This is a genomic window from Leptolyngbya sp. FACHB-8 (genome assembly GCF_014695575.1).
Taxonomy (GTDB): domain Bacteria; phylum Cyanobacteriota; class Cyanobacteriia; order Elainellales; family Elainellaceae; genus Vacuolonema.
Genome location: NZ_JACJOO010000037.1, coordinates 34,332 through 47,645 on the forward strand (window position 1 = coordinate 34,332; position 13,314 = coordinate 47,645).

Genomic DNA, 13,314 nt, shown 5'->3' on the forward strand with positions numbered 1-13,314 from the left:
TGAGTAGGGGGCTTGGTTTTTACTACAAAGTATTGATGGATCCAGGTTAGGAGCTAGGTATTTCTTGCATTTACCATTCCTCCTGAGTGACCTATGCATCACTTTCGAGATGCCTTTATTTTCTATGGACGAAGAGATAGTAAGGCATTTGCGGACTGGCTGTGCGATCGCTTTTGACAGTTGGATGGAAAAACGTCTGCAAGAATTTGCTGCTCTAGGGTCGCAAGATTTAGAAGAGTTGTTGCAGCCTGCCTGTGAGAGAGCTAGAAATTTTCTGGCAAAAAATCAACGGTGCTGGAGGGCGATCGCACCCTCTGCGATTTCTAAGATCCTCACTCAACCGCATGGAATAACTCCTTTGCGATCGAGTGCATTTTTGTTGGGTATGGCGCGTTTTACACACACGCAATACACGGCCCTGTGTCAGTACAGCAGGTGTGTGGCGCTCAACGTCACACACCTGCTGTACTGAATCGGCTTGAATACCGCTATAGATTTTTGGGAAAGCGTATTTAGACCGATAGAATGAAGCTTGTTCTATTTTCACCGGTCCATCGATGACTGCTACATCTCCTGCACCCTTTTCCCCTGAAGAGATTGCCGATGAAGGGCTGAAGCCCGACGAGTACGAAGAAATTGTGCGCCGTCTGGGTCGTCATCCCAATAAGGCCGAACTGGGAATGTTTGGGGTCATGTGGTCAGAGCACTGCTGCTACAAAAACTCACGGCCGCTACTAAAGCAGTTTCCGACGGAGGGCGATCGCATCCTTGTCGGCCCTGGTGAAAACGCAGGGGTCGTTGACTTGGGAGATGGTTTGCATCTCGCTTTTAAGATTGAATCCCACAACCACCCCTCAGCCGTAGAACCCTTCCAGGGGGCAGCGACCGGAGTGGGTGGTATCCTGCGCGACATTTTTACGATGGGCGCGCGTCCCATCGCAGTGCTCAATTCCCTCCGGTTTGGCAATTTAGAAGACGCGCGAACTCGACGCCTCTTCAGTGGAGTGGTATCGGGAATTTCCCATTACGGTAACTGTGTTGGCGTGCCTACCGTAGGCGGCGAGGTGTACTTCGACCCGGCTTACTCTGGCAATCCCCTGGTAAATGCCATGGCGATGGGGCTGATGGAGACACCAGAAATTGTCAAAGCAGGTGCTTCCGGTATCGGTAATCCAGTGCTGTACGTGGGCTCTACCACCGGACGCGATGGGATGGGAGGAGCCAGCTTTGCCAGTGCGGAATTAAGTGATGCGTCGATGGACGATCGCCCTGCTGTTCAAGTCGGTGATCCATTTTTGGAGAAATCACTGATTGAAGCGTGTCTGGAAGCTTTTAAAACGGGAGCTGTTGTAGCCGCTCAGGATATGGGGGCAGCGGGCATTACCTGCTCTACCTCTGAAATGGCTGCAAAAGGTGGCGTTGGTATTGAGTTTGATTTAGATAAAGTGCCGGTCCGAGAAAGCGGCATGGTGCCCTATGAGTTCCTCTTGTCTGAATCCCAGGAGCGCATGCTGTTTGTAGCTCACAAGGGGCGCGAGCAAGAACTGATTGATATTTTTGAGCGGTGGGGTTTGCATGCGGTGGTGGCGGGAACCGTCATCGAAGAACCTATCGTGCGCATTTTCCATCACGGCAAAGTGGCGGCAGAAGTCCCTGCCACCGCTCTGGCTGACAATACGCCGATCTACCATCGCGAGTTGCTAGCCGAGCCGCCCGAGTACGCCCAAAAGGCCTGGGCCTGGACAGAAGCTCAGTTACCTGAGTGTGATGAGACCGGGATTACCCTTGGTAGTGATCACTTTACCTGGAGTCATATCCTTCTCCGTCTGCTCGACAGTCCCAATATTGCGTCAAAGCGTTGGGTTTATCGGCAGTACGACCATCAAGTGCAAAATAATACCCTGATGCTTCCCGGTGGAGCAGATGCCGCGGTGGTACGTGTGCGTCCGGTGAGCGATCGCGATCCCCAAAATCTCGCAACTGCCACCCGTGGCGTTGCCGCGACGGTGGACTGCAATGCCCGCTACGTCTACCTCAACCCGGTTGAAGGGGCACGCATGGCCGTAGCAGAAGCGGCCCGTAACCTGAGCTGTGTTGGTGCTGAGCCGCTGGCCGTGACTGATAACCTGAACTTCGGTAGCCCTGAGAAGCCCGTTAGCTACTGGCAACTGCACGAGGCCTGTCGCGGTTTAGCCGATGGTTGCCGGGAACTAAGCACCCCGGTAACGGGTGGCAACGTTTCTCTTTACAACGAAACCCTGGATGCTAACGGGGTACCTCAACCTATCTACCCAACGCCTGTGGTTGGTATGGTAGGTCTGGTGTCTGACATCCATCAGGTGCGGGGTCTTGGGTGGCAAGGTGAAGGGGATGGAATTTACCTGCTGGGTGTCCCCGTTGCGTTGGAAGATTCGCCGGTAACCCTGGGAGCCTCTGAATATCTGGCCACGGTTCATCAAACGGTGGCTGGTCAGCCACCCGTAGTGGATTTTGAAGTGGAACGACGGGTGCAGGCCGCTTGTCGTGAAGGCATCCGGCGCGGTTGGGTGAGATCGGCTCACGACTGTGCTGAGGGTGGGCTGGCCGTAGCTTTGGCGGAATGCTGCATTGGGGGCGATCGCGGAGCCACGGTTGAATTGCCTGTGGCACTCTCAGCGGAAGAACGGTACGATCGCCTGCTATTTGGTGAGTCGGGAGGCCGCATTCTGGTGTCGGTTGCGCCCGATCATCAGGAAGCTTGGGAGGCATACCTGACGACACAACTGCATCAATACTGGCAACGCCTGGGAGAAGTTGCATCAACTTCCGCACCATTACGCATATCGACAGGGCACCATCCCACCCTGGTAGACGTTAGCATAGTTGAGTTAAGAAGCTACTGGCAAAATGCCATTGAACGACGCTTGCAGGCATAATTCAAGGTCGTCTAGAAAACGAGGGGGCGATCGCCCCCTACGTTAAAATAGTTAAGCCTTCCTTAACGTGTGATTAGGGAAATTTCTGGCTTCCACAAACATTTATTCCGGCGTTTAGTGTCCGGCTCACCTTCATTTCTTTATCCTCTGGCTTAGTTGCTCCGGCCGTCTGCCGTTTGCCTTCTGCCTTTTTTCAGTTTTTGCCCATATTGGAGCTTGCCGACCCCATGATTCCCTATTCTGATGACGACGCTTTTGTTGCTGCGTTGGACGATACCGCTGTTGAAACGACTCAGGAACGTCCCGACAAGCCCGAAGAAGCCTGCGGGGTATTCGGTGTTTATGCCCCTGGGGAAGACGTTGCCAAGCTGACGTATTTCGGCCTCTACGCCCTGCAACATCGTGGCCAGGAATCGGCTGGGATTGCTACTTTCGAGACTATCAACGGAGAAACTCAGGTACATCTCCATAAAGACATGGGTTTGGTTTCTCAGGTCTTCAGTGAAACTGACCTGAAGAATTTAACTGGACATTTGGCTGTGGGCCACACCCGCTACTCCACCACGGGTAGCAGTCGCCGTTGCAATGCTCAGCCTGCGGTAGTGGATAGCCGACTGGGAAAGCTGGCTCTGGCCCACAACGGCAACCTGGTGAATGTGGACCAGCTGCGGGAGGAACTCCTGGCGGCTAATGTAGAGCTGCAAACAACGACCGACTCGGAGATGATCACTTACGCGATCGCTCAGGAAGTCGATGCCGGCAAGGACTGGATTGAGGGGGCGATCGCTGCTTTCAAACGTTGTAGGGGAGCCTTTAGCCTTGTCATTGGTACACCGGAAGGGCTGATTGCCACCCGTGACCCCAATGGGATTCGGCCTCTGGTCATTGGTTTGCTGGGCGATGAATCATCAAATGGCACCCGGCGCTATGTCATCGCTTCCGAAACCTGCGCTCTGGATATTTTTGGAGCTACCTACCTGCGAGATGTGGAACCGGGCGAGCTGGTATGGATTGACAATAGCGGTTTGAAGTCCATCACCTGGTCAACGGAAACGCGCAAGCTGTGCATCTTTGAGATGATTTACTTTGCGCGGCCCGATAGCGTGATGCATGACGAAAGCCTTTACAGCTATCGCCTCCGCCTGGGTCACCAACTGGCGCTTGAATCTGCCGTTGATGCCGATTTGGTTTTAGGTGTACCTGATTCTGGTATTCCTGCCGCCATTGGATTTTCTGAGAAAACCCACATTCCTTACGGCGAAGGGTTGATTAAAAACCGCTACGTCGGCCGCACATTCATTCAGCCGACCCAGGCCATGCGAGAAGCGGGAATTCGTATGAAGCTGAATCCGCTGCGTGACGTGCTGGAAGGGAAACGGATTGTTATTATTGATGACTCATTGGTACGCGGCACCACTAGTTCTAAGATTGTCAAAGCTCTGCGGGAAGCGGGCGCGAAAGAAGTCCATATGCGGATTTCGTCGCCTCCCGTTACCCATCCTTGCTTCTACGGCATTGATACTGACACGCAGGATCAACTGATTGCTGCGACCAAGAGTGTTGAAGAGATCCGTCAGAAAATTGGGGTTGATACGCTGGCTTATCTCAGTTGGGAAGGGATGATGAAGGCGACTGAGCAGGAGTGGGGCACTTTCTGCTCGGCCTGCTTCACGGGCAGCTATCCTGTTGCGGTTCCTAAGCCTGTTCAGCAAACCAAACTGCGCTTTGAGCACGTTCCTAACGCCACGGCTCCATGAGCCTTCGGTTTGAAACCGAACGACTGATTCTGCGTCCCTTCGAAATGAGGGACGCAGAGCACTTTGCTGCCTATCGATCTGATTTAGCGATCGCCCGCTACCAGTACTGGCACCCGCCCCTCCCCCTGGCAGATGCCATTCGTTTTGTGAAAACCATGCAGGCTCTTCAGCCTGGCACACCGGGGGAGTGGTATCAGATCGCCATTCAACCCCGCCACCTGAATCACCTGGTGGGAGACTGTGCCTTTTGTGTGTTGTCTGAAGATGTTCGGCAGGCTGAGTTTGGTATTACTTTGGCCGGGGAGTACCAGAAACAGGGGTATGCGGGGGAGGCGATCGCCCGGCTTTTTCGCTACCTCTTTTCAGATCTCAATCTGCATCGGGTGCGGGCTATTTGCCATGTCGACAACCACCCTTCAGCGCGCCTTTTGGAGCGGCTTGGGATGCGTCGCGAAGCTCACTTTATTGACTACTACTGGTTTAAGGATCGCTGGGTCAGTGAGTACTGGTACGGGCTGCTACGCTCTGAATGGGAGAGTTCTCTGTAATACCCATTCACATTAGGCGCATCGTCAATAGACCTCTTGCATGAATCGTTGTGTGGCGAAGCTATGCAAACCTCAGTTCGGGATAAGCTGAAGTGCCCATTTTGGCGTGCACATAGTGCACGCCAAAATGGTCTTTTTCGATGGGTACACAAAGCGCAGCACTGGAAAAGCCCTTAGGTTAGTTTGGTCGATTGCCAGATGGCTTTGTCATGGAAGATCCGCATACTGCGGGTGGGCACCTGGGGGCCAAGGTAGAAGAAATGGATGACCAGGAGCACAGCATTGAACAGGTCATCGCGAATTTGGTCGCCTATGGGATGATGAGTTGGGCCCACGTCTGTGAGTTTCGCAATCGCCAGAAAGCCCTCTGCATCGTACAAGCTCCGGATCGTGCCTCCCGAGGAGATGCCGATAACGGCCTGCTCTCTTCGAGATCCAATACTAGCCGTGCCATCGCCTTTACCGCATCGCTGAAGTTATGGATGAACTGGTTGGAACTCCAGTTACTCCGTAATTGCCAATTCACATCAGGCCCTACCATGCTTTCTGATCGGGTGAGATAGGAGAGATGGATGTGGGGCGAAGTCCCACATCCATCTCTCCTATGGGGGTGGCGCTGCCGGGTATGTGGAACACATCGCACTAACAAGAACCCATCGGTCTTGGACATAAAAGATGTGCGCGATGCTATACACACCGCGCACATCTTTTATGTCGATTGATAACTAACTAGTACGCTGAGGCAGAAATCCATCACCTATGTTTTTGTGTAGGGTGCGAAGCACCCTACACAAAAACATAGGTTGTGAACTTAGGCCGCAGCCTACTAGCGGTTGGAAAGGCTGATGCGATCGCTCAACTGCCGCAGCGTCCGAGCCATTTCCATATCAGTCTCCTTGAGCTGCGTGATTTTCTCGCAGCTGTAGAGAACCGTGGTGTGATCCTTACCACCAAACACATCACCAACCTTTGGCAAACTCAGATGTGTATGCTGGCGCATCAAATACATGCCCACCTGACGAGCCACACTAATCTCTCGCCGACGAGAACTACCCTTCATGTCTTCAATGGAAATACCAAAATGCTCAGCAACAACCATCAAGACAGCTTCCGGAGAGGCCTCGGTGCGATCGCTGGGGGTTTCCAGCACCGGCATGATGTTCTCGACGGTCATCGGTAGGCCCGAGATTGACACATAGGCCACCGCCCGGATCAATGCCCCTTCCAACTCTCGAATGTTGGAGGTGTAGCTGGATGCGATGTACTCGATTACCTCACGGGGCAATCGCATGTTTTCGTACTCGGCCTTCTTCTGGAGAATCGCCATCCGGGTCTCCAGGTCGGGGGATTGGATGTCGGCAATCAGCCCCATGGAAAAACGAGAACAGAGGCGTTCTTGAAGGCGGGGAATTTGGTTCGGGGGGCGATCGCTCGCCAGTACCACCTGCTTCCCAGCCTCATGCAGGGTATTGAAGGTATGGAAAAACTCTTCCTGGGTGTATTCCTTCCCTTCAATGAACTGGATATCGTCTACCAACAGCACATCCACAGCCCGGTACAACTCCCGGAAGCTCTGCATGCTGTCCTGGCGAATGGCATTAATTAAGTCGTTCGTGAACTGTTCGCTGGAGACGTAGAACACCCGAGAGTTCTGGTCAATTTCCATGCGGTAGTGGCCGATCGCCTGCATCAAGTGGGTTTTACCCAACCCGACACCGCCACAAAGGAAAAGAGGGTTGAACTCACGACCGGGCGACTCTGCCACCGCAAGAGATGCCGCATGGGCCATGCGGTTGTTGGAGCCGACAACGAAGCGAGAAAAGATATAGCGGGGATTCAACTCAGTAGACTTGCCAGGGCGGGGTGGAGCTGGAGCCGGAGCCGCGGATTCCGCGGGCTGTTCGGAGCCAAGGGGCCAGAGCATTTCGGGGGCGATCGCATCTGCATCCAGAGCTTCCCCCTGACGCACAGTAATCTGAATCTCGACAGTACGACCCAAAATCTTCTGGGTAGCCTCTGCGATTGTTTTCAGATAATACTTCTTCAGCCAATTACAGGCAAAGCTGTTGGGCGTACAGATGACTAGCCGATGATCATCTAGCTGTTCAGCAGTAGCAGACTTAATCCAGGTTTCAAAGGTGGGTCGGCTTAGCTGAAGCTGAAGCTGATCCAAAACTTGATGCCAAACGTTATCCAGCGCTTCATCCACTGTAGCCATCGTCATCCCTTGCCCCACTCCGTTTGACCGAACTGCCAACCCACGCACCCACTGTATTAGGACTTTCTCAGCAAAATCTACCGCTGCTCAAGAGTTTTCCCATGCTTAAGCCTCCTGATAGCTCAGCACTCCTGGAAGGGGAAACCGGTGGAGCAGACACCGTTGGATCCACCAACCTAGGTTCATGGCACTCAGGATAGTTTTCTTAGCTTCACTAGACTACTAGATATATTGTCAGAAGGGGAGATACTCTTATACAAATTCCATATATAGCGTTTTAACCATGGGAGAGCACGACATAATAGCCCCAATCGGAGCTGTCCCTACCCATAGGCGTCCATGATAACCAGGAAACTGCAACCCCGCTGAAGCAGTATCGGCTGATTTGAGGATTCTTTCAAGGCAGTGTAAAAGAAGAATGATTGCAAGGGGCAAATGCTTAATCCACGCGCTCCAATTGCCAGAGGATCTGATTTCCTTCCCGGCGCACCCTGGAAACAACCCAATTTCGCCAAACCCAGTTGTCCCCACGGCTGGTGACCGCACTGGCATTGACATCCATTAAATCGGCCAGCTCGGAACTGGTAATTAGATAGCCGTTATGAGCGACCCTATCGGCTATCTCCAGCGTTTCGATCGTATTGCGTAACCCCGCCACTCGCACTTCACGGGGCACATTATCTGGACTTTCAACCGACAGCGGCAGGTCGGAATTTTCCATGATTCTTACGGTCTACACTCCTCACCAAAACACCTGAATTTTATCCCCATTACAGCGTAAAAGACGGTACACAGGGTGCCATATCAGGCCAAAATTCTTTCCAGGATTACCATAGCAATTTTTATGGCTTAGGAGATTTCTGCATAAGAATTTACCCGTGATGTGGGTGTTTTACCCGCTTGACGGGCAAAGCACCCACATCACGGAGGTAATTTTATTACTGGAAATCTCCTAAGTATTAGGAGGCAGCCGCAGGGTCTTCTGTGAGACTCATAAAGCACGCTTCTAGCAGTAACCGATTCAGAGAATTGTATTTAGTTTGTCCCTCGCGCCGTACCTTTAGGAGGTCGACCTCTGCCAGCGCCCGGGAGTGGTGACAGAAGAGGGCAAGGCTAATCCCCAAAGTAGTGGCTATCTCAGAACCGCTTAGCTCGGCATGGTGAGCCAGCAGCTCTACAATGCGGAGGCGCGTAGGATCCGCCAGGGCCGAAAAGATTTTGGCGCGAGATTCTGTGTTCAGCTTACTGGTCACAGCCAGAATGTTTTCTACCCTGACATCCTCAGGGATTATTTCAGAGGTTTGTGGGTCAGACATAACGTTACCAGACGAGGCCAGGAGCAGGCCGCAGTGATCTGTTCCTTCCATCATAAGAGGAAAGGAAGCTCACTGAAATAGTTAAACAACCACTTGACTAGCCAAATAGGTTTCGCTTAGGCTTTTAGTTAAGCCACTGTTTAACTATTAATTATGACTACGGAACAACCGTTGCTGACACCCGTTAGTTTGGGTCGCTACACTCTGCCCAACCGCCTTGTTATGGCTCCGCTGACCCGTAATCGTGCTGGGGAGGGCAATGTTCCCCAGGCCATCCACGCCACCTATTATGCTCAACGAGCTGGAGCTGGCCTGATCGTGTCTGAAGCCACTCAAGTCTCGCCTCAAGGCGTTGGTTACCCCGCAACTCCTGGCATTCATTCTGAAGCCCAGGTTGAAGGTTGGAAGCCTGTTACTGAAGCTGTTCATGCTAAAGGTGGGCGAATCTTTTTACAACTGTGGCATGTGGGCCGCATTTCTCATCCTTCCCTGCAACCAGATGGAGCCCTTCCCGTTGCCCCCAGCGCCATTCAACCGAAAGGCGAGGCAGCCACCTACACTGGATCACAACCCTTTGTAACCCCTCGGGCACTGGAACTGAGCGAGATTCCGGGCATTGTCGCAAGTTATCGTAAAGCGGCAGAGAATGCGCTAGCAGCAGGTTTTGACGGTGTTGAAGTCCACAGTGCCAATGGCTATCTGTTGGATCAGTTTCTGCAGGATGGGACGAACCATCGCACCGATGAGTATGGTGGCTCTATCGAAAACCGGGCACGTCTCGTGTTTGAGGTACTGGATGCGGTGGTGGATGTGTGGGGTAGCGATCGCGTCGGTATTCGCCTCTCCCCCAGCGGCACCTTCAACGATATGTATGATTCCAATCCTAAAGCGTTGTTCACCTATGTGATCGAGCGACTGAACAACTACAATCTGGCATACCTACATTTAATTGAGCCACGGGTAGGAGAAGACGCTGGAAATCCGGCTCACCAGGAAGCGCTAGGCCTCACCACAGCTTACTTCCGGACGATTTATAACGGCACCATCGTTGCCGCTAGCGGGTATACTCAGGAATCTGGTAATGAGGCGATCGCCCAAGGCCACGCCGATCTGGTTGCCTATGGCCGCCTCTATATTTCTAACCCCGACTTGGCCGAGCGGTTCCGTCTAAACGCGCCGCTCAATCCGTACGATCGCTCCACCTTCTACGGCGGCGACGAGCGCGGTTACACGGACTATCCAATTCTGGAAACGCAGGCCGCCTGATCCGAAACAAAGACACCGGGTGTTTCTAAAAACATCCGGTGTCTGACATTCTATCTACGCCCATAACGGCCCGTTTTTTGCTGCCATTCGGGAATGCCTTCGAAAGGGATGATGGATTGATCGGCGATCGCATAAATCACAGTATCTTTAGTCGGCGTTACCTCATAGCCACCTGTGAATTCCCCAAAAGACGGCAGGATTAATTGATTTTGAGCGCGATCCAAAAAGAAGCAGGGTAGCCGCAAGCTATCCAAACGGCTACGCAATTTCAGGCAGGGGTGGATGTGGCCGCAGAGATTGAGGCGATCGCCATCCTCAGTATCACCTGCCAAGTGCGGCTCGTGGCTTAAGATCAGCGAACCAATTTCGATGGGATGCGTTTGGCACTGAATATTGAAGGGCTCTAGAAGCGGGATGAGGGGACGATCATGATTGCCCAGAATGAGATGAATGGTTGCATCAACGCTGTCGGCAAAATTTTGCCAGGTATGAAGCAGCTCATCCCCAATGCCTCGTCTTGCGTGAAAAAGATCGCCTAAAATCCAGATCTGCTTTGGCTGCAATTGTTTCCACAACTGCTGAAGACGTTCTAAATTACTTTGATTGACGTCACTGGGAATGGGAATCCCTGCCTGTTGGAATGTCTCTGATTTACCCAAATGAACGTCTGAAAGTAACAATAAATCAAATTTTTGAATGTAAATTGCTCGTTCTGGCAACAAGCATAATTCTGTTTCAAAAAGACTAATTTTGTGCATTCCTAGGAGCGATCGCCACGCAAGAAGTTTAACACAGCTATACATACTTCATTTTGCATTTACCCCACGTATCAAATTAATCGTTTATTTATTGACCCATTGTTCTTTCATGCGGGCAATACGTTCGATCAGAGTTTCGTTCGACATACGTGAGTTGAGGCGTTCGATCAGAAGCGGGAAGGCAAGCGGGGAAGGGCGTCGGGTTTCCTTCCAAACCAGAGAGAGCTGGCTCATGCGCTGAAGCGTTTTTGATAGGCGATGAGCTTCTAACTGTTCGTCTAACACTTCGCGTTCAGCCTGCTTTAGCAGCAAATTATCTGGCTCATATTTTGAGAATACATCGTAAATCAGAGACGAACTAATTTGTAGTTGGCTGGATGTCTTTTTCGAGGAGGGATAGCCTTTAAAAATTAATCCGGCAACCTGAGAGACTTCGCGAAATTTGCGACTGGTCAGTTCTGAGATATTGAGACTGGCTTTCAGGTCTTCATAGAGACTATCCAGGCTCAAGAACTCTTCGGAAAAGAGCGATTTGAAAGGGTAGTCTTTTGGAGCCAGAATCTCAAAGCCGTAATCGTTGACCGAAATGGTAAAGGTGGCACGTTGCTGGTTTGCGAAGCGATAGCCCCACAGAAAACCTAGACCTTCATGGACAAACCGGCCTTCAAAGGGAAAGACGTATAGGTGTTGACCTTCACGGGTTTTACAGGTTTCGATCAGAAGTTCGTTGACTGTTGGTAGCAGCGATACTCGATCTTGCGTTTGCAGGATGGGTTCGATACAGTCAATCTCTGCATTATGCCGATGCTCTGTGCGTATCGCCTCCAATTCCTTTCGAATTCGTGTACTCAAAGTATCCGAAATCGTGAGGTTTCCACCGTACCAAATAGGCGTAATCGTAGATTTTTTGGTGGTCTTTTTAACATATACCACCATATCCTTAATCATGAAAAATTCAAGCTGTTTGCCGCCAAAAAAGAAGACGTCACCGGGTTTCAGACGTGAGATAAATCCTTCTTCAATGGAGCCAATTTGGCTTCCCTTCAGAAATGCAATTCGCATCGTCTGGTTGGATGTAATCGTACCAATTCCCATTCGATGCATGCGTAGAATTTGTGCATCTTTCACCTGAAAGCGTTCATCTTCGTAGACGACTTTCTGGTAACGGGGATAGGCGCTCAGGCATTTACCACCCGTTGTGATAAATTCTAAAATCCAAAAAAATTCTTCATCCGTTAAATGTTCATAGGCAACGGTTTGACGGACTTCTTTGAGCGTTTCTTCGGCCTTAAAACCATCGCCACACGCCAGGGTTACCAAGTGTTGAGTCAGCACATCATAGGGCTTGTGCCGGGGCGATCGCGACTCCAACTCCCCCGCTTCCAGTCCGTTGCGAAACGCCGAAATCTCCAACAACTCCAGCGCATTGGTCGGCAAAAAGAACACCTCAGAAGTACCCTGGGGCACGTGAGCCGATCGCCCCGCTCGCTGCAACAATCGCGCTAAATTCTTAGCACTGCCAATCTGCACAACCCGCTCCACAGGCTGAAAATCCACCCCCAAATCTAAAGAAGAGGTACAGACAACCCACTTAATCGCTCCCGTTTTGACAGCCGCCTCGATCGCCTCCCGCTCCTTGGCATCAATAGAGCCGTGGTGCAGGGCAATGCGATCGCTATACTCTGGCAAGGCAAAGCTGAGAGCTTGAAACCAACGTTCAGATTGCGATCGCGTATTGGTAAAAATCAGCGTGGACTTGTTGATATCCAGCGCATCCACTAACTCCTGAAACATATGCAGTCCCAGGTGTCCCGCCCAGGGAAAGGAATCTACCGACTCGGGCAAAATACTTTTGATGACGGTCTTTCGTTGCAAATCAGCAGAAATAATGACGGGCTCGACACCCACGCCCACAGCGGTTTGAGCGGCTTGCTCCACATTGCCGAGAGTAGCGGAGACCGCCCAGGTTTGCAGCGTTGGCTGAAGGCTCCGCAGGTGAGCAAGACACAATTCTGTCTGGGTGCCCCGCTTGGAACTCAGTAGTTCATGCCACTCATCCATCACTACCAGACGGAGTGATTGAAATCGCTCCGCTGCCCCTGGATAGGACAACATTACCGCCAGCGACTCTGGTGTGGTGATCAGCACAGCGGGCATGTTCTTCATCTGACTGGTTTTACGCGAGGAACTGGTGTCCCCCGTACGCGACTCCACCTTCAGCGACCAGCCCATTTCCTCAATCGGGCGACGAATGGCCTGCTCAATATCCCGTGCCAAGGCCCGGAGAGGAGTGAGATAGAGAATTTGTAAGCCTTTTCGAGGCGCATGGAGCATGTCGGCGATCGCCCCCATCACCACCCCGTAGGTTTTTCCCGATCCGGTAGGCACCTGAATCAACCCACTTCGTCCCGCCAGATACGCCTGCCAGGTTTCCATCTGGAATGGTAGAGGTTGCCAGTCCTGCTTGGCAAACCATTCCAAAATAGGATTGAGACGTGGATCATTGGAAGACACCCGGTTCCCTCACTTCAGGATG

General features: G+C 52.0%; 9 protein-coding genes and 1 pseudogene. 5 read left to right on the forward strand and 5 right to left on the reverse strand.

The window, feature by feature from the left end:
* Positions 1–557 precede the first annotated feature (557 nt).
* From purL to H6F91_RS07530, 4 genes are all read left to right on the forward strand, one after another.
* A complete protein-coding gene (gene purL / locus H6F91_RS07515) occupies positions 558–2,915 on the forward strand; it encodes a phosphoribosylformylglycinamidine synthase subunit PurL (protein WP_190771069.1) in 2,358 nt (785 codons plus the stop codon).
* 227 nt (positions 2,916–3,142) lie between these two features.
* Positions 3,143–4,672 carry an amidophosphoribosyltransferase gene (gene purF / locus H6F91_RS07520; RefSeq protein ID WP_190771070.1) on the forward strand — a complete coding sequence of 510 codons (1,530 nt, stop codon included), beginning with the start codon at positions 3,143–3,145 and terminating at the stop codon, positions 4,670–4,672.
* Positions 4,669–5,220 carry a GNAT family protein gene (locus H6F91_RS07525; RefSeq protein WP_190771071.1) on the forward strand — a complete coding sequence of 184 codons (552 nt, stop codon included), beginning with the start codon at positions 4,669–4,671 and terminating at the stop codon, positions 5,218–5,220. The genes purF and H6F91_RS07525 overlap by 4 nt, the downstream gene beginning before the upstream one ends.
* A gap of 209 nt (positions 5,221–5,429) precedes the next feature.
* Positions 5,430–5,783: a hypothetical protein gene (locus H6F91_RS07530; protein WP_190771072.1), complete on the forward strand. Its 354-nt coding sequence runs from the start codon at positions 5,430–5,432 to the stop codon at positions 5,781–5,783.
* 263 nt (positions 5,784–6,046) lie between these two features.
* Here the strand turns inward: H6F91_RS07530 and dnaA are convergent, their stop codons facing one another.
* The 3 genes and pseudogenes from dnaA to H6F91_RS07545 form a co-directional block, all read right to left on the reverse strand.
* Positions 6,047–7,429, reverse strand: coding sequence for a chromosomal replication initiator protein DnaA (gene dnaA / locus H6F91_RS07535; protein WP_190771088.1), 1,383 nt, complete (start codon positions 7,427–7,429; stop codon positions 6,047–6,049).
* A gap of 448 nt (positions 7,430–7,877) precedes the next feature.
* Positions 7,878–8,135, reverse strand: a pseudogene (locus tag H6F91_RS07540) (ribonuclease HI); the annotation flags it as partial.
* A 262-nt stretch (positions 8,136–8,397) separates the two neighbouring features.
* The gene (locus H6F91_RS07545; protein ID WP_242035679.1) at positions 8,398–8,808 is read right to left on the reverse strand and encodes a metalloregulator ArsR/SmtB family transcription factor; all 411 of its coding nucleotides are present in this window, start codon (positions 8,806–8,808) and stop codon (positions 8,398–8,400) included.
* A gap of 99 nt (positions 8,809–8,907) precedes the next feature.
* Between H6F91_RS07545 and H6F91_RS07550 the strand changes: the two genes are divergently transcribed.
* On the forward strand, positions 8,908–10,020 hold the full coding sequence (locus tag H6F91_RS07550) for an alkene reductase (protein ID WP_190771074.1): 1,113 nt from the start codon (positions 8,908–8,910) through the stop codon (positions 10,018–10,020).
* A gap of 50 nt (positions 10,021–10,070) precedes the next feature.
* Here H6F91_RS07550 and pdeM read toward each other — a convergent pair whose 3' ends face one another.
* Together pdeM and H6F91_RS07560 are read right to left on the reverse strand one after the other, a co-directional pair.
* Entirely contained in the window at positions 10,071–10,823 is a 753-nt protein-coding gene (gene pdeM, locus H6F91_RS07555) for a ligase-associated DNA damage response endonuclease PdeM (protein WP_190771075.1), read from the reverse strand.
* A 39-nt stretch (positions 10,824–10,862) separates the two neighbouring features.
* On the reverse strand, positions 10,863–13,292 hold the full coding sequence (locus H6F91_RS07560; protein ID WP_190771076.1) for a ligase-associated DNA damage response DEXH box helicase: 2,430 nt from the start codon (positions 13,290–13,292) through the stop codon (positions 10,863–10,865).
* Positions 13,293–13,314 lie beyond the last annotated feature (22 nt).

Bases quoted from the DNA above. Each gene is read 5' to 3' on its own strand.
- H6F91_RS07530 (WP_190771072.1), top strand. From the start codon at position 5,430: ATGGAAGATCCGCATACTGCGGGTGGGCACCTGGGGGCCAAGGTAGAA.
- H6F91_RS07545 (WP_242035679.1), bottom strand. From the start codon at position 8,808: ATGATGGAAGGAACAGATCACTGCGGCCTGCTCCTGGCCTCGTCTGGT.
- H6F91_RS07525 (WP_190771071.1), top strand. From the start codon at position 4,669: ATGAGCCTTCGGTTTGAAACCGAACGACTGATTCTGCGTCCCTTCGAA.
- H6F91_RS07550 (WP_190771074.1), top strand. From the start codon at position 8,908: ATGACTACGGAACAACCGTTGCTGACACCCGTTAGTTTGGGTCGCTAC.
- purL (WP_190771069.1), top strand. From the start codon at position 558: ATGACTGCTACATCTCCTGCACCCTTTTCCCCTGAAGAGATTGCCGAT.
- purF (WP_190771070.1), top strand. From the start codon at position 3,143: ATGATTCCCTATTCTGATGACGACGCTTTTGTTGCTGCGTTGGACGAT.
- pdeM (WP_190771075.1), bottom strand. From the start codon at position 10,823: ATGTATAGCTGTGTTAAACTTCTTGCGTGGCGATCGCTCCTAGGAATG.